General features: G+C 70.1%; 11 protein-coding genes and 1 pseudogene. 6 read left to right on the top strand and 6 right to left on the bottom strand.

Annotated features, from left to right (window positions below):
- The first annotated feature begins 85 nt into the window (after positions 1-85).
- The 3 genes from GFH49_RS09445 (at position 86) to GFH49_RS09435 (ending at position 3,463) form a co-directional block, all read left to right on the top strand.
- Positions 86-898, top strand: a complete 813-nt coding sequence (locus GFH49_RS09445) for a DUF3558 domain-containing protein (RefSeq protein ID WP_155055367.1) — start codon at positions 86-88, stop codon at positions 896-898.
- Between the two features lie 141 nt (positions 899-1,039).
- Complete coding sequence (locus GFH49_RS09440; protein ID WP_155055366.1) at positions 1,040-1,912, top strand: DUF3558 family protein; 873 nt, start codon at positions 1,040-1,042, stop codon at positions 1,910-1,912.
- A 153-nt stretch (positions 1,913-2,065) separates the two neighbouring features.
- The gene (locus GFH49_RS09435; protein ID WP_230396214.1) at positions 2,066-3,463 is read left to right on the top strand and encodes a DUF2637 domain-containing protein; all 1,398 of its coding nucleotides are present in this window, start codon (positions 2,066-2,068) and stop codon (positions 3,461-3,463) included.
- A gap of 16 nt (positions 3,464-3,479) precedes the next feature.
- Here the strand turns inward: GFH49_RS09435 and lysS are convergent, their stop codons facing one another.
- Positions 3,480-5,249 (bottom strand): lysine--tRNA ligase, encoded by a 1,770-nt coding sequence (lysS, locus tag GFH49_RS09430; RefSeq protein ID WP_155055365.1) that lies wholly within the window; start codon positions 5,247-5,249, stop codon positions 3,480-3,482.
- A 330-nt stretch (positions 5,250-5,579) separates the two neighbouring features.
- On the opposite strand from lysS, the gene argS reads away from it, so the two are divergent.
- Positions 5,580-7,334 (top strand): arginine--tRNA ligase, encoded by a 1,755-nt coding sequence (gene argS / locus GFH49_RS09425; RefSeq protein WP_155055364.1) that lies wholly within the window; start codon positions 5,580-5,582, stop codon positions 7,332-7,334.
- Positions 7,335-7,356: 22 nt separating this feature from the next.
- Here argS and GFH49_RS41190 read toward each other — a convergent pair whose 3' ends face one another.
- From GFH49_RS41190 to GFH49_RS09410, 3 genes and pseudogenes are all read right to left on the bottom strand, one after another.
- The gene (locus tag GFH49_RS41190) at positions 7,357-9,156 is read right to left on the bottom strand and encodes a serine/threonine-protein kinase (protein ID WP_155055363.1); all 1,800 of its coding nucleotides are present in this window, start codon (positions 9,154-9,156) and stop codon (positions 7,357-7,359) included.
- Positions 9,157-9,206: 50 nt separating this feature from the next.
- Positions 9,207-11,126 carry a P-loop ATPase, Sll1717 family gene (locus GFH49_RS09415; protein ID WP_155055362.1) on the bottom strand — a complete coding sequence of 640 codons (1,920 nt, stop codon included), beginning with the start codon at positions 11,124-11,126 and terminating at the stop codon, positions 9,207-9,209.
- Positions 11,063-11,506: pseudogene (locus tag GFH49_RS09410) on the bottom strand (ATP-binding protein); the annotation flags it as partial. The pseudogene GFH49_RS09410 and the gene GFH49_RS09415, both read right to left, overlap by 64 nt.
- Positions 11,507-11,658: 152 nt before the next feature.
- Here GFH49_RS09410 and GFH49_RS09405 point away from each other — a divergent pair.
- On the top strand, positions 11,659-12,483 hold the full coding sequence (locus tag GFH49_RS09405) for a DUF4253 domain-containing protein (protein ID WP_155055360.1): 825 nt from the start codon (positions 11,659-11,661) through the stop codon (positions 12,481-12,483).
- On the opposite strand, the gene GFH49_RS09400 is transcribed toward GFH49_RS09405, so the two are convergent.
- Both GFH49_RS09400 and hemB read right to left on the bottom strand, forming a co-directional pair.
- Positions 12,480-13,739, bottom strand: a complete 1,260-nt coding sequence (locus GFH49_RS09400; protein ID WP_155055359.1) for an aminotransferase-like domain-containing protein — start codon at positions 13,737-13,739, stop codon at positions 12,480-12,482. The genes GFH49_RS09405 and GFH49_RS09400 overlap by 4 nt on opposite strands.
- Before the next feature lie 94 nt (positions 13,740-13,833).
- Positions 13,834-14,826: a porphobilinogen synthase gene (hemB, locus tag GFH49_RS09395; RefSeq protein ID WP_155055358.1), complete on the bottom strand. Its 993-nt coding sequence runs from the start codon at positions 14,824-14,826 to the stop codon at positions 13,834-13,836.
- Positions 14,827-15,164: 338 nt separating this feature from the next.
- On the opposite strand from hemB, the gene GFH49_RS09390 reads away from it, so the two are divergent.
- Positions 15,165-16,586, top strand: coding sequence for an FAD-binding oxidoreductase (locus GFH49_RS09390; RefSeq protein WP_155055357.1), 1,422 nt, complete (start codon positions 15,165-15,167; stop codon positions 16,584-16,586).
- Positions 16,587-16,724: the final 138 nt, after the last annotated feature.

The raw sequence follows: 16,724 nt of genomic DNA, 5'->3' as shown, positions 1-16,724 counted from the left end.
GGGACACTGGCAGAGCGGCCGGGTGGGCCCGGCAAGAGGCACCGGCAAGATATCGGCCAGAGACACCGTCGAGAGGATCCTCACCGTGCAGCGGAAGGCGTACGTATCCGGCGTCGCGGCGCTCCTCGCAGCGCTGTTGACCGGCTGCACCGGCGGCTCGGACAGCGGTGACACCGCGGACAGCTCCAACCCCGGCGACGCGGGCACCGCTGTCCCGGAGGCTCAGCCGGGCCGCTACCGCACGCTCCCGGAGCCGTGCGGCGCCGTGAGTCAGGAGACCCTCGACTCACTGCTCCCCGGCATCAGGCAGCTGACGGACGAGGAACAGCGCGAGAACGCCTACGCGGGCGCCCCTACCCAGACCTTCGACACGGACCGCAAGGTCGGCTGCCGCTGGAAGGTCGAGTCGACGGAGGCCACGGACCACCTGCTCGTCGACTTCGAGCGGGTGGTGTCGTACGACAACACCGTCAGCGACGACAGCGAGGCGGAGTCGCTGTTCTCGACGAAGGAGGAGGCAGCCGACCTCCCGGAGCCGACGCCCACGGCCACGGCCACGGCCACGGAGACCCCATCGGAGTCGGAATCACAGTCGGAATCGGAATCGGAACCAGTGTCACCGTCCGACTCCGCGTCCCCCTCCGCCACCCCGTCCGACCTCCAGCCCCGCGTCCTCGACGGTCTCGGCGACGAAGCGTTCCTCGACGACAGGCTGAGCAGCGCCGGTTCGACGGCCCAGCAGCGCACGGTGACTGTGGCGTTCCGCACGTCGAACGTCATCGTGACGATCCAGTACGAGGAGCAGCCGACGACGATCGGCCTCGTGCCGGACAGCAAGGAAATGCAGGACAGGGCGCAGGAATTGGCTTCTCAGCTGGCGGACTCGCTGGCCGATTAGCGCGCCGTACGGCCGCTTTGCAAAGAAGCCGAACCAGGAACGCACAAGTCCTTCACCGCGTACCGTGGCCCCTCGGACCCGATCCGACCGCAGGAACCTCAGCGTCCCCGGACCCGATCCGACGGCAGGAGCACGAGCGTCATGAGTGAAGGAACCATGCAGCGACGAGCACAGCGAGACCACGGTGACCAGCGTGAGCAGCGTGAGCAGCGGCGGAAGCGCCTCGGCCGCGTCCTCGGGTGCGCGGCCGCGGTCCCCGTGATGCTGATCGCCGCCGGCTGCTCCTCCGACTCCGACTCCGGATCCGGCTCCGACAGCGCAGGCGAGGGCAGCAACGCGGGCGGCGAGACCTCCGCGTCGGCGTCCGCGAGCCCGTCCCCGACCGTCCAGGCGGCGGCGTACGCCACGCTTCCCCAGCCCTGTGCCGTGCTGTCGAAGAAGACGCTGGGCGATCTGGTGCCGAAGGCCAAGGTGTCCGGCAAGGAGGGCAATTCGGACGACGCCGCGTCGCGCGGCAGCTGCTCCTGGAACAGCCTGGACGACAACGGCGTGAAGGGCTCGCAGTACCGCTGGCTCAATGTCTCCCTGCTCCGCTTCGACTCGGACACCACGCGCGGTGCCGGCGATGAGCTGGCCCAGGAGTACTACGACGAGCAGGTCCGGGCCGCCCAGTCGGTGGAGGGCGCGAAGAGCGTCAAGTCCGAGCCGGTCGCGGGTTCGGGCGACGCGGCGACGGCCGTGCGCTACGACCTGAAGAAGGAGGAGGGCGCCTTCAAGCAGCAGACGGTCGTGGCCCGGGTCGAGAACGTCGTCGTCACCCTCGACTACAACGGCGCGGGCCTGGCGGGCGAGAAGACCCCGAACGCGACGGAGCTGATGAAGGACGCCCAGAAGGCGGCGAAGGAGGCCGTGGCGGCGGTGTCGTCCGCCAACGGCTCCGCGGCGAGCAGCGCATCGCCATCGGAGTCGGCGTCGAAGACTGCCTCTCCGTCCAAGTCCGAGACGGGGAACTGACCCTCACATCGGGCCCAACTCGGGGCAGAACGCAGCCACTTGACGGAGCCCGGTGCCCCTCTGGTACCGGGCTCCGACGTCCCGGCAACCCGCGAGCCGCTCACATGTGCCACCCTGTTGCGCGCAACAACAGGAATGGGGAGGGGAGTACGGGTGGCCGCGCCACTGCAGCTGACACGGATGCACCGGGTTCTGATCGGCGTAGTCGTCTTCGGTGCCGTCATCATCGCCGGTATCGGCTTCGCGGGTTCGTATGCCGCGGTCCGCGAACTGGCCCTCGACAAGGGCTTCGGGGACTTCAGTTACGTCTTCCCGATCGGCATCGACGCGGGTATCTGCGTCCTCCTCGCCCTGGATCTGCTCCTCACCTGGATTCGAATACCCTTCCCGCTCCTCCGCCAGACGGCGTGGCTGCTGACGATCGCCACGATCGCCTTCAACGGCGCCGCGGCCTGGCCGGACCCGCTGGGCGTGGGCATGCACGCGGTGATCCCGGTCCTGTTCGTGGTGTCGGTCGAGGCCGCCCGCCATGCGATCGGCCGCATAGCGGACATCACGGCGGACAAGCACATGGAGGGGGTCCGCATGACGCGCTGGCTCCTCTCCCCCGTGCCCACGTTCCTCCTCTGGCGCCGTATGAAGCTCTGGGAGCTCCGCTCCTACGACCAGGTCATCAAGCTCGAACAGGAACGCCTCGTCTACCAGGCCCGCCTCCGCTCCCGCTTCGGCCGCGGCTGGCGTCGCAAGGCCCCGGTGGAATCCCTGATGCCACTGCGCCTGGCGAAGTACGGGGTGCCTCTGGCAGATACGGCTCCGGCGGGCTTGGCGGCGGCGGGGATAGAGCCGGCGCTGACCGACGCGACACCCGCCGCCGCCGCTGCTGCTGCTGCTGCGGGCAGTCGTGCCGCTGGGGCGGCGCCCGTCCCACAGAAAGCGGCACCTCCCAGCGAGCAGCGCCTGGAGCTGGCCGGCAACCGGAACGCGGAGCAACCGAACAACGCTCCGGCCCTGGACCAGAACCCCTGGCTACACGCCCGGGACCCCCAGTCCATCGAGTACCACGGCGGCTACGACCCGACCTACGACCCGGACGCGGCCTACGCCCAGTGGTACGCGGAGCAGCAGCAGGCGGAGCAGTTCCAGAAGGAACAGCGACACGAGCAACCGCGACACGAGCAACCGCGACACGAGCAACCGCGACACGACGAACCGGGATACGACGAACCGGGATACGACGAACCGCGGTACGGCGAACCGCCCCTCCCCGAACCGTCGATGGAGGAAACCGGCAGCTTCCCCATCCCGGTGAGCCCGGGCCGCACCCGTGAACTGGGCGAGGGCGGCGGCACCTCCGCCCCGGACCCGACCGAGGAGGACTACTACCTCGTCTTCCGCCAGTCGATAAACGGCAGCCTGCCCACGCCCCGCGAGTTCATCGACAGCGTGGAGGCGACGTACGGCACCTCTCTCCAGCACCAGGAGGCGAACCGCATGGTCAACCGCTTCTCCAACCGCTTCAACGCGGAACTGGAGGAGGACCACATCGCGTAGACAGCAGAGAACAGAACTACTCCCCGAGCAGGGCCCGCACCCGATCCTGCCCCACCGCCAGCAGCAGCGTGGGCAGCCGCGGCCCCGTGTCCCGCCCCACCAGCAGGTGGTAAAGCAGGGCGAAGAACGTCCGCTGCGCAATCTTGATCTCGGCCGGCAGTTCCTTGGGCGTGGCATCGGCGGGGAACCCGGCCTGCACCTTGGGCACGCCGTAGACGAGGTGGGTCAGCCCGTCGAGCGACCAGTGCGACTCCAGCCCGTCCAGCAGCAGCCGCAGCGACTGCTGGGACGCCTCGTCGAGCGACTTCAGCAGTTCGGCGTCGGGCTCCTCGCGCACGATGGTGCGCTGGTCGGCGGGGACGTGCGTGTTGATCCAGGCCTCGGCCTTGTCGAACCGGGGCCGCACCTCCTCCAGCGACCCGAGCGGCTGCTCCGGATCCAGTTCGGAGAGGATCCGCAGCGCCTGGTCCTCGTGCCCGGCGGTGACGTCGGCGACGGACGCGAGGGTCCGGTACGGCATCGGCCGCGGCGTACGCGGCAGCTCACCGCCGGCGGTCCGCACGGCACGCGAGTGCGCGGCGACGTCGCCGGGCAGCGCGGAGGCGTCGGCCACCTTCGCGTCCAGCTTGTCCCACTCGTCGTAGAGCCGCTGGATCTCCTGGTCGAAGGCGATCTTGAAGGACTGGTTTGGGCGGCGCCGGGCGTAGAGCCAGCGCAGAAGCTGCGGCTCCATGATCTTCAGGGCATCGGCGGGAGTCGGCACCCCACCCCGCGACGAGGACATCTTCGCCATGCCGCTGATGCCCACGAACGCGTACATCGGCCCGATGGGCTGCTTGCCGCCGAAGATCCCGACGATCTGGCCGCCGACCTGGAAGCTCGATCCCGGCGACGAGTGATCGACACCGGAGGGCTCGAAGACGACCCCCTCATACGCCCACCGCATGGGCCAGTCGACCTTCCAGACCAGCTTGCCGCGGTTGTACTCGCTCAGCCGCACGGTCTCGGCGAAACCGCAGGCGTCGCAGGTGTACGACAGCTCGGTGGTGTCGTCGTCGTAGGAAGTGACGGTGGTGAGGTCCTTCTCGCAGTTGCCGCAGTAGGGCTTGTACGGGAAGTACCCGGCCGAGCCGGAGGAGCCGTCGTCCTCGGCGGCGGCGCCCGACCCTTCGGCGGCCTCCAGCTCGGCCTCGTCGACCGGCTTCTGCGACTGCTGCTTCTTGGCGGGGGCCTTCTTGGTCCGGTACTGGTCGAGGATCGCGTCGATGTCGCCGCGGTGCCGCATCGCGTGCAGGATCTGCTCCCGGTACACCCCGGAGGTGTACTGCGCGGTCTGGCTGATCCCGTCGAACTCCACGCCCAGTTCGGCCAGCGACTCGATCATCGCGGCCTTGAAGTGCTCGGCCCAGTTGGGGTGGGCGGAGCCCTTGGGGGCGGGGACGGAGGTCAGCGGCTTGCCGATGTGCTCGGCCCACGACTCGTCGACCCCGGCGACGCCCGCCGGCACCTTCCGGTACCGGTCGTAGTCGTCCCAGGAGATCAGGTGCCGGACCTGACGGCCCCGCCGCCGGATCTCGTCGGCGACGAGATGCGGGGTCATGACCTCGCGCAGGTTCCCGAGGTGGATGGGCCCGGACGGTGACAGCCCGGACGCGACGACGAGGACCGGAGCGGTAGCGAGTGATGTCGCTTCGCCCGGGGCCCGACGCTCCGACTCCTCGATGACCTCATCCGCGAAACGGGAGACCCAGTCGGTGGTCTCGGTGCTCTGAGCCACGATCGGCACGTCCTTCTTTCTCCAGGGCAGCCGTACCGTCAACGGCTGACGCCCTCATTGTCCCAGCTGGGGCGGCAACGGCGAAAACGCCTTTTCACCAGCGCCCCGACAGGCGGCGCAGCCGCCTTCTTGGGGCGCGGGGCTGTATCGATCTGCGGCTCCGCCGCGATGGGGGTCCCCCGGGTTCGAGCGAAGCCGAGAACTTGGGGGAGCGACAAGCCCCCACCGGCCCCCACCGGCCCGGCACCCGGGCACGAAGCCGGAAAACCCCTTTGCGGCCCCGTGGGATACTGGCTAGGACTTTCAACCCAGCCCCGACCAGAACGGCAGCCCATACCCATGGCCCCGGTCACGTCCATCACTGCCAACGTCAACGCACAGCTCTCCGACGCTCTCACGGCCGCCCTGCCGGGAACCGTCGGAGACGCCTTGCTGCGACGCAGCGACCGGGCCGACTTCCAGGCCAACGGAATCCTGGCGCTCGCGAAGAAGGCGAAGGCGAACCCGAGGGAGCTGGCGGCGCAGGTCGTCTCCCGGATCACCACCGGCGACGTGATCAAGGACATCGAGGTCTCCGGCCCCGGCTTCCTGAACGTGACGATCACGGACAAGGCGATCACCGGCAACCTCGCACAGCGCTACGCGGACCCCGACCGGCTCGGCGTACCCCGGAAGGACGGCGCGGGCGTCACCGTCATCGACTACGCCCAGCCGAACGTGGCCAAGGAGATGCACGTAGGCCACCTCCGCTCCGCGGTCATCGGCGACGCCCTGCGCGGCATGCTCGACTTCACCGGCGAGAAGACGATCGGCCGGCACCACATCGGCGACTGGGGCACCCAGTTCGGCATGCTCATCCAGTACCTGATCGAGAACCCGGGCGAGCTGGCCCCGGCGTCCGAGGTGGACGGCGAGCAGGCGATGAGCAACCTGAACCGGGTCTACAAGGCCTCGCGCGCGGTCTTCGACTCGGACGACGGCTTCAAGGAGCGGGCCCGGAAGCGGGTCGTCGCCCTGCAGTCCGGCGACAAGGAGACCCTCGACCTGTGGCAGCAGTTCGTGGACGAGTCGAAGGTCTACTTCTACTCGGTCTTCGAGAAGCTGGACATGGAGGTCCGGGACGACGAGATCGTCGGCGAGTCCGCGTACAACGACCTGATGCCTCAGACGGCGCGGCTGCTGGAGGAGTCCGGCGTCGCCGTGCGCTCCGAGGGCGCGCTCGTCGTGTTCTTCGACGACATCCGCGGCAAGGACGACCAGCCGGTGCCGCTGATCGTGCAAAAGGCGGACGGCGGCTTCGGCTACGCGGCCTCCGACCTGACCGCGATCCGCAACAGGGTCGTCGACCTGCACGCGACGACGCTGCTCTACGTCGTGGACGTACGCCAGTCCCTGCACTTCAAGATGGTCTTCGAGACGGCCCGCCGGGCGGGCTGGCTGGGCGACGAGGTCACCGCGCACAACATGGGCTACGGCACGGTGCTCGGCGCGGACGGCAAGCCGTTCAAGACCCGTGAGGGCGAGACGGTGAAGCTGGAGGACCTCCTGGACGAGGCGGTGCAGCGGGCCGCCGAGGTCGTACGGGAGAAGGCGCAGGACCTCACCGAGGACGAGATCCAGGAGCGGGCCGCGCAGGTCGGCATCGGCGCCGTGAAGTACGCGGACCTGTCGACGTCTCCGAACCGGGACTACAAGTTCGACCTGGACCAGATGGTGTCGCTGAACGGCGACACGTCCGTCTACCTCCAGTACGCGTACGCCCGTATCCAGTCGATCCTCCGCAAGGCGGGAGCCGTACGGCCCTCCGCCCATCCGGAACTCGAACTCGCCCCGGCGGAGCGGGCACTGGGCCTCCACCTGGACGCGTTCGGCGACACGGTCTTCGAGGCGGCGGCGGAGTACGCCCCGCACAAGCTGGCCGCGTACCTGTACCAGCTGGCGTCCCTGTACACGTCGTTCTACGACCAGTGCCCGGTCCTGAAGGCCGACACCACGGACCAGACCGAGAACCGCCTGTTCCTGTGCGACCTGACGGCCCGGACGCTGCACCAGGGCATGGCCCTGCTGGGGATCAGGACGCCCGCGCGGCTCTGACCAGGTCTGACCAAGAATGTGATCAGTGCTGATCCGGCTCCCGGGGCTGCCCCGGTCCCAGGAGCCGCCTCAGCTCCATGATCCGGTACATCAAGCGGTGCTGCTCGTCGCGGAGTTCGCCGATGTGCCTGTCGACCTGCTTGCGGTCATAGCCCTTCCGCACCAGGTCGAACGGCGGCACATCACTCTTGGGCCGGACTTCGCTCTGCGAGCCTGCGAGGAGTTGCAGGCCCGGAGCGAAGATGTCGGCCAACCGGCGGTAGGCGGTCCGCCGCACGGCCTCCCGTTCCTCTTCGGACAAGCTTGCCAGGGGCTGCGAAATGAGCTTTCGCTCGATGAACTCGTCCTCCAGCGCGGTGAGTTCAGTCCGACGCCTGATCCGGCTCCCCCTGAGATCGCGGATGTGGTCGTCCACCTGCCCGGGGTCGTAACCCCGCCGCACCAGCTGGAAGCGGGAACCCGGCGGCAGAATCGAGTCAGCCCGCGCCCCGATCGAAGCAGCCCGCGCCCTGAGTGCCTCCAGCTCAGGGCTGTATTCGGTCCGAGGCCGGGTAGGCGTCCCCGGTTTCCCGGCATGGTCGGTGGCCTCTTCGGCCCGCATGGACGCCACCTTCAGCATCAGCTCCGCGTCGGTGCGGGCCCGACTCAGGATCTCTTCGGCCTCCGCACGGGCAGCCGCCAGAGCCTGCTCCGCCTCGGCCCGCCTCTCCTCCAGGAGACGTCTGGCCTGCTGTTCGGTGCGAGCGCGGAGTTGCTCGGCCCAGGCCACGTTCTCGCCGATTTCCGCCTCGACGGCCTTCCGCCGCTCCGCCAGTTCTTCCTTCAGACGCTGCCGCCGGGCAGCGGCCTCCGCGACCGTCTCCTCCAGGAACATGTTCGCCCTCGCCCGCGCCTCCCGCAGATGGCGCTCGAAGAGAGAGCCGCCGTGCCCCAGCTGGGCGAGGTCCAGGACGTCATCGCCGGACGAGGTCAGCGCGTGGTCGACCAGCATCGTGACCAGGGCCTCGTGAACGGCCCCCGCATCGTCCGGCCGGTCCTCCGGTCGTTTGGCGAGGAGGCTGAGGACGAGGTCGTTCAAAGGAGGCGGAAGCCCCTCCGCATACGACCCCGGCGGCGCCGGAGTCGCCTCCATCTGCTTGCGCAGTACCGCCCACTGGCTGGACCCCGTGAACGGCGGCCTCCCCGTCACCGCGTGATACAGCAGGCACCCCAGCGAATACAGGTCACTGCGGTGATCGATGTCCCGGTCACCATCCGCCTGCTCCGGAGACATGTAGGGCGGCGACCCCAACGGCACCCCGGTGACCGTGAGCGCACGCGCCCCGATCGTCTCGCCCATGAACTTCGCGACCCCGAAGTCGAGGACCTTGACCGTCCCCGAGGGAGTGAGGAGCACGTTCGCGGGCTTGATGTCCCGATGGACGACGCCCTGGCTGTGCGCGGCGTGCAGGGCCTCGGCGATCTGTGCGCTCCACCCGACGGCACGCGGCCAGGCCGGCGTGGAATCCTTGAACCGCCGGTGCAGGGGCACCCCGTGCACCAGCTCCATCACCAGGAACAGCGTTCGCCGGCCGTCGACCGCCACCTCACCCCAGTCGTGCACGGTGACGATGTTCTGGTGGGACAGCCGCCCCGCCAGCTGCACCTCGCGCTGGAACCGGGCCTGCGTCTCCGCCTCATCCATCCCGTACTGCGGATGCACGACCTTGACCGCGACATCCCGCCGCATCCGCTCGTCCAGAGCCCTCCAGACCTGCCCCATGCCGCCCGCGCCCAGCAGCTCGCCGATCCGAAACCGCCCGGCGAGCAGTACGCCCCGCACCTGTGACCTCCCACGCCGCGTTCCCGCCGCTCACCGTTTTCGATGGTGGCTCAGCTCCCCGCGGAGCTGCCCGAGCTTCCGTACGATCCACCCAGCCGCCGGCGCATCCGCCGCGCCTCCTCCTCGATACGGCGTACGACATCGCCCGCGCCGGTGGTGCCGTCCAGCCCGCTGGCGAGCAGTTGCGCGGCAAGGGTGTCGAAGTAGTGGGTGGTGACCAGGAGCCGGTCCTCCAGGTCGAAGCTCGACGCGGTGCCCGACAGCAGGATGCTGGTCTCGTCGAGGACTCGGTTGATCTGCCGGGTGATCTCGTCCCGGGCGTCCTGGGCGAGGCTCACCGCCCTGCTGGTCTGGGCGAGGATGGAGTGACAGGAGCGCCTCAGGTCCTGCACCAGCTGGTGGTCGCGCGTGGGATAGGACGCGAACCCCGTGTCGTTGTACTGGTGGAAGCCGCCCTGGACGACCCGTGTGGTCGCGCCGAGAGGCTCGAAGTGCCGCAGATCGATCGCGCTGGTCGCCCCGAGCGCCGCCCGGAAGCAGGGATGGACGTGGAACTCCGTCTCGTGGGCCTGCACGGGCAGGTCGTCACCCCCGGCGAACACCACGTCGTTGCCGCGGCGGACCCCGAGGAAGCCGACGGCGTAGAGGACGTCGATGACGCCGGGGAGGGTCAGCACGTCGGTGTAGGCCGGGAACAGCCGGTGCAGTGACTCGGCCGCCGCGTCGAAACGACTGCCGAGGACAGCACGGGTCACCACATACCCCGTGTTCTGGAAGAGCGGAAACAGATGCTTCAGGAAGGGATGCGCGACCAGATACTCCAGCGCCAGATCCTTCAGCTTCCAGTCGGAGAACTGCCGCCCCGCCTGCAGAACATCCGCCTCCGTGATCCGCTCCCGCCCATGGATCAACCAGGCCGTCTCCTGGCAGAGGTTGAGGAACTGGATGGCGTCCCGCGGCCGGGGCAGACACCGCCGGAACAGATAGCTCGCGGTCTCCTCCCCCTCCACCGCCGCCGGAAACAGCTCCGCCCACAACCGCTCGGCCGTCATCTCCGCCCCGGCGGAAGCCCGCGCCCGGGCCAGCGCGAGATCCCGCAAGGCCTGCTCGGTCCACGTGATCCGCAGCTCGTCCCCGCGGAACTTGTCGCCCTCCCCGAACGACAGCGAGTCATAGATGTCCGCGCGCAGGAACAGCAGGAACCGCACGGCACCGCCGTAGAGACTCACAGCGTGCTTCGCGGCCAGCAGCAGCCCGATCACCATCGAGTTGCTGTCCGCCTCGGCCGACCACACCTGCTCCAGCTGATCGACCATGACCAGCAGCGGCCCGTGCCCACCGGCACAGCCGAGATCGGCGAAGGCCCCGGCCACGCCCTGCTCGACGACCTCCAGCTGCCGGGCGGCCTGCGCCCCCTCCGACGGGGCCTGCGCCTGCGCGAGGTCCAGCCCCGCCCTGACCCCGAACGCCTCCAGGGACAGCGAGGTCTGCAGTCCCCGTGCCCCCTGCGCGAGCCGGTCCCCGAGCCGTCCGCCCGCCGACTCGCCGTTCTGCTTCAGAAACCGCGCCAGCGCCTTCACCGAGTCGGGCTTGCGCCGGTGCGCGTCCTTGGCGTGCGTCACCAGGTGGCGAGCGGCATGTACGGCGAACACATACCGCCAGATCAACGCCTTCGCCGAGTCCCCCGGCAGCCCCTGCAACTCGAACCGCCGGATCTCCTCACCGGCGGTCTCGTCGGGCGTGACCAGCACGGTCCCGGCATGCTGCCCGCCGTCCGCCGACAACTGCATGCAGATGGCGCTCTTACCGGACCCCTTGCGCCCGATGATCAGCATCTTCCGCCCGCTCAACGCGGCACGGTACGCGGCATTGGGCAGAAACCCCCCGCGCAGCAACAGCCCCTCGGTCACATCCCGCTCGGCATCCTCACGCCCGAAGTGCAGCCGCGCGAGTACGGGCCCGTCAGCCATCCCGTCCCCCTGTGTGTCGCCCCGTCGGCCGACACGGTATCGGCATCGCACCCCGTCGCGGCGCAGACGACCTCACACCACACCACTTTCCCCAACTCCCTTTCCCGCACCCCCCACCCGTCACTCGACACGGCGACGTGCAACAACCCCCGCCCGCCCTCGTCCCGCTGCTCCACCACACGGGGCACACCGCCCCCGCTGTCGTGCACCTCGATCCCCAGCGCCCGCCGGTCGTACCGCAGAAGCAGCCGCAACTGCCGCCCGGGCGGCACGCCGTGCATCAACGCGTTCGTCACCAGCTCGCGCACGCACAGCAGTACGTCGCCGACGCGCGGGCTTCCGGCAAGCCCCCACCCGGCGAGAGCCCCGGCCACGAAACGCCGTGCGGCGCGACTCCAAGAACCCCGAGGAAAGCGGCCCCACCTTCACCGCATCCCCCGAGGCCCAAGCCGCGTTCACGGCGTTCGCTGTCCGCTGAGCGTGATCACCGGTTGACCGGCATTGTCAGTGGTCGGCCCTACAGTTCGGTGGCATGGCGACACTTCCCAACCCGCTGCCCACGCTCACGGCCGATCCGAGCGGTCGTGCGCTCGGGCTCACGCTTCCGCCGGGGCGACTGATCGACGCGACCGACGAAGGCCCTTGGCACGAACCGTTGTTGTGGCATGCCGAGACGCCCGCGTCGGTGGGCGTCTGGACGAAACTCGGCGCACCGGCCGCGCGGACCGGGCTGCTGCCGGTGCTGATAGAGACCGGCGGGAGTCAAAGCGGCCCGGAGGACTGGGAGCTGATGCCGGGAGAGGCGTCGTATCCGGGCGACCACGACGCGGACGAGGTACTGGAGGAACTCTGGGAGGACTGCGAGGGCGAGGACGGCGAGGAATGGCCCGGCCTGGCCGAAGCCCCGTACCCCTCAGCCGACTCCCCCGACCCGTCCGCTCCCACCCCCGACCCCGACTCCACCGCCGCCGAGATCGCGGACTCGCTGCTCCTGGCGGGCGGCGGGCCGTTCAAGGACCCGCACCTCGCCCTGGTCCCCGCGCGCCGCAGTGCGGACATACCGGCGGCGATCGGCTGGTCGGGCCCGGCGAACCATGAGAACGACGTGGCCCGTCTGTGCGCCGTACTCCGCTCCTGGGAGGACCGCTTCGGCATACGGGTCGTGGCGCTCGGCTTCGACCACCTGCTCGTCTCCGTCGCGGCCCCGCCCTCGACCCAGACCGACGCCGAGGCACTCGCCGCCGAGCACTTCGCGTTCTGCCCGGACAACATCTGGCAGAGCAGCGACACCACCCTGCGCGCCTACGCCGAGCACCGCCTCCTCAACCAGCCGGCCTGGCACTTCTGGTGGGACTAGAGCCCCGCCCCTGAAGCGTCACAGCCCGCGCCCCCCACCCCCACCCCCACCCCCACCCCCATCCCCATCCTCCTCAGCCCCTCCCGGATCTCCTCCGGCGTCTGCGTCACAAAGCACAGCCGCAGCGTCGACCGCTCCGGCTCACCGGCGTAGAAGGGCGCACCCGGGACGTAGGCCACGTTCTGCTGCACCACCTTCCCCAGCAGTGCCGTCGTGTCGTACGACTCGGGCAGCCGGGCCCAGAGGAACATGCCGCCCTCGGGCCGGTTCCAGGTCGAGCCGGGCGGGAGGGCGTCGGCCAGCCCCGCGAGCATGGCGTCGCGCCGTTCGCCGTAGACGCGGGCGACGCGGGCCACGTGGGCGTCCAGGTCCCGGTCGGCCAAGTACCGTGCCGCGGCGAGCTGGTTGACGGTCGGGGTGTGCAGGTCGGCGGCCTGCTTGGCGACGGCGCAGGCGCGACGCAACGCGGCCGGTGCCCTCAGCCAGCCCAGCCGCAGTCCGGGCGCCATGACCTTGGAGAAGGATCCGAGCAGGACGGTACGGTCCTCGGCGCCCGGGTACGCGGCGATCCACGGCACCCGCTCACCCTCGAAGCGCAGCTCGCCGTACGGGTCGTCCTCGACGATCCACAGTCCGTGCCGGGCGGCGACGGACGCGACGGCGGCCCGGCGTTCGGCGGGCATGGTGCGGCCGGTGGGGTTCTGGAACGTGGGCACGGTGTAGAGCAGCTTCGGCCGCTCCCGCACCACCGCTTCCTCCAGCGCCGCGGGATCCACGCCGTCCCCGTCGCCGGGCACGGCCACCACCCGTGCGCCCGCGAAGCCGAAGGCCTGCAGCGCCGCCAGATAACAGGGGTTCTCGACGACGACCGTGTCGCCGGGTTCCAGCAGCGCCGTCGCCAGCAGGGACACCGCCTGCTGCGAGCCGGTCGTGACGAGCACGTCGTCGGCGTCGGTGGCCAGCCCGCGCACCGTCATCCGCCCGGCGAGCGCATCCCGCAGACCCGGCTCACCCTCGGTCGTGGAGTACTGCAACGCCTGCGCGGGCGCCTCCGTCAGTACCGCCTGATAGGCCGCCGCAATCCCCTCCACATCGAACAGCTCCGGCGCCGGCAGCCCGCCCGCGAAGTTGATCACCTCGGGCCGCGCGGTGACGGCCAGGATGTCCCGTACCGGCGAACCGCCGACCGAGCGGGCCCGCCCGGCAAGCGGCGGCACAGGCGCGGGAGTGGACGGCGCGGGCTCGACGACGGTCACGTAGCGGCTCCTCGGGAACGATGACGGCACCTGCCCGCACCCTAAGGAACCACCTGCCCCCGCACCCAGGCCCCCCAATCCGGCAATCCGGCAACTACCGCACCTTCTGGGCGACTTCGGTGGCCCAGTAGGTAAGGATGTTCTGCGCACCGGCCCGCTTGATCCCGGTCAGCGTCTCCAGGATCGCCCGGTCCCGGTCGATCCACCCCTTCTCGGCGGCGGCCTCGATCATCGAGTACTCACCGGAGATCTGATACGCAGCCACCGGCACATCCGCCACATCCGCAACCCGCGCCAGGATGTCGAGATAGGGCCCGGCAGGCTTGACCATCACCATGTCGGCCCCTTCCTCCAGGTCCAGGGCCAGCTCCCGTAGCGACTCCCGCGCATTGGCGGGATCCTGCTGATACGTCTTCCGGTCCCCCCGCAATGACGAGCCGACCGCCTCCCGGAAGGGCCCGTAGAAGGCGGAGGCGTACTTGGCGGTGTACGCCAGCACCGCCACGTCCTCCCGCCCGATCTGATCAAGAGCATCCCGGACAACGCCGACCTGCCCGTCCATCATCCCGCTGGCCCCCAGGACGTGCGCCCCGGCATCCGCCTGCACCTGAGCCATCTCGGCGTACCGCTCAAGCGTGGCGTCGTTGTCCACCCGCCCCTGATCATCAAGCACCCCGCAGTGCCCGTGATCGGTGGTCTCATCCAGACACAGATCAGACATCACCAGCAACTCATCGCCGACCTCGGCCCGCACATCCCGGATCGCGACCTGCAGAATCCCGTCCGGATCGGTCCCCGGCGTCCCCAAGGCGTCCTTCTTCGACTCCTCCGGCACCCCGAAGAGCATGATCCCGGACACCCCGGCCGCCACGGCATCGGCGGCCGCCTTCTTCAGGCTGTCCCGGCTGTGCTGCACGACCCCGGGCATGGCCGCGATCGGGACCGGCTCACTCACGCCTTCCCGCACGAACGCGGGCAGGATGAAGTCGGCCGGATGCAGCCGGGTCTCGGCAACCATCCGCCGCATGACAGGGCTGGTACGCAGCCGACGGGGCCGGGCACCGGGAAAAGATCCGTACGTCGTCATGCAACGAGGCTACGCCCGACGCACACCCCCCTTTGCCGACGCGGCGTCGAGACGGGCCCCCCACCGCGGCCCCGCCCCACAACGAAACCGAAGGCGCTGCGCAAGCGCTACGCAAGCCCCCACGAACCCGCGGCCCCACGACCCCACGGCCCCACGACCCCACGACCCCACGACCCCGCGGCCCCACGACCCCGCGGCCCCACGACCCCACGACCCCGCGGCCCCGCCGGGAGGCACCCCGAATGCACCCCGCATGCGCCCCACGACCCACGGGTCCAAGCTGAAAGAACGAGCAAGCCCCGAGACCAAGCCCCCCGAACCCCAACGGGGAGGACCCGATGACGACCGCCCGCCACACCCACCACCCCCACGACACCCCCGACCTGTTCGCCCTCTCCGACATCCTCGGCCCGGTCCTGCGCCCCACGGACGACGGCTACGCCGACGAAGTAACCGGCTTCAACCTGGCCGCCCGCCACATCCCGGACCTGGTCGTAGGCGCCACCACCCCCGGCGACATAGTCGCCGCGATGCGCTGGGCAGCGACCACCAACACCCCCGTAGCCGTCCAGGGCACCGGCCACGGCGCCAACTTCCCCATCGACAACGGCCTGCTGATCAACACGTCCCGCATGACGGACGTACACATCAACGCCTCCGACCGCACCGCAACGATCGCCGCAGGCGCGAAATGGCGCCACGTCCTGGAGGCCGCCGCCCCCTACGGCCTCGCCGCCCTCAACGGCTCCTCCACAGACGCGGGCGTGATCGGCTACACCCTCGGCGGCGGCCTCCCGATCCTCGGCCGCACCTACGGATACGCCTCCGACCTGGTCCGCTCCTTCCAGGTCGTCACCCCCGACGGCACCCTCCGCGAAACGGACGCGACCCACGAACCGGAGCTGTTCTGGGCCCTGCGCGGCGGCAAGGGCAACGTAGGCGTAGTCACCTCACTCGTGACCGAGCTGATCCCCCTGTCCCGCATCCTCGGCGGCGGCATCTACTGCGCCGGCGACCACGCGGAGCCCCTCCTCCGCGCCTGGGCCGACTGGACCCCCACCGTCCCCACCCAGATGTGCTCGGCGTTCACCCTCCTCCGCCTCCCCCCGCTCCCGGCGATCCCCGAACCCCTGCGCGGCCGCTTCTGGGCCCGTGTCGCCATCACCTGGACCGGCGCCCCAGCCGACGGCCAACGCCTCCTCGACCCCGTCCGCTCCGCCGCACCCGTCGTTTTCGACACGGTCGACGAGATGGACTACACCGACTGCACCGCCGTGGACTCGATCTACGCGGAACCCCAAGACCCCTTGCCCGCAAGGGAGTCGTGCGCTCTGCTGGCAGACCTGCCCCCCGAGGCGGTAGACACCCTCCTGGCCCGGTCCGGCCCGGCAGCGCCCCCCGACTACCCTCTCCTGATCGTCGAACTACGCCACATGGGCGGCGCGTTGGCCCGCCCGGCCGCCACGGAGGACGCGATCTGCGCCCGCGACGCAAGCCACCTGCTGGAAACAGTCGCCGTGGTCCCCACCCCGGAAGCGGCCGAGGCCGTGGAAGCAGCGACGGCAGCCCTCAACACCGCCATGGCCCCCTACGGCACCGGCCGCTCCATGGTCAACATCCACGGCCGCCCCGGCAACGAATCCGACCGCGCCCGAGCGTGGACCCCGGAGGTCTACACCCGCCTGCGCCAGGACAAGTCGACGTACGACCCGAAGAACCTCCTGCGCTACGGCCACACGGTGACACCAGCGAGCGCCTGACAGGCCGGGCAAAGTCCACTGCGGTTCGGCAGCGCCCCGAAGGGGCGCGGGGCTGTGACATATGCGGCTCCGCCGCGCGGGCGCGACCAGCCACGACGGCGCCGCAGACGGCCGACGACATGACAGCCGACGACATAT

Source organism: Streptomyces blattellae (assembly GCF_009709555.1).
GTDB lineage: Bacteria > Actinomycetota > Actinomycetes > Streptomycetales > Streptomycetaceae > Streptomyces > Streptomyces blattellae.
This window is presented reverse-complemented; position numbering and strand designations above follow the sequence as displayed.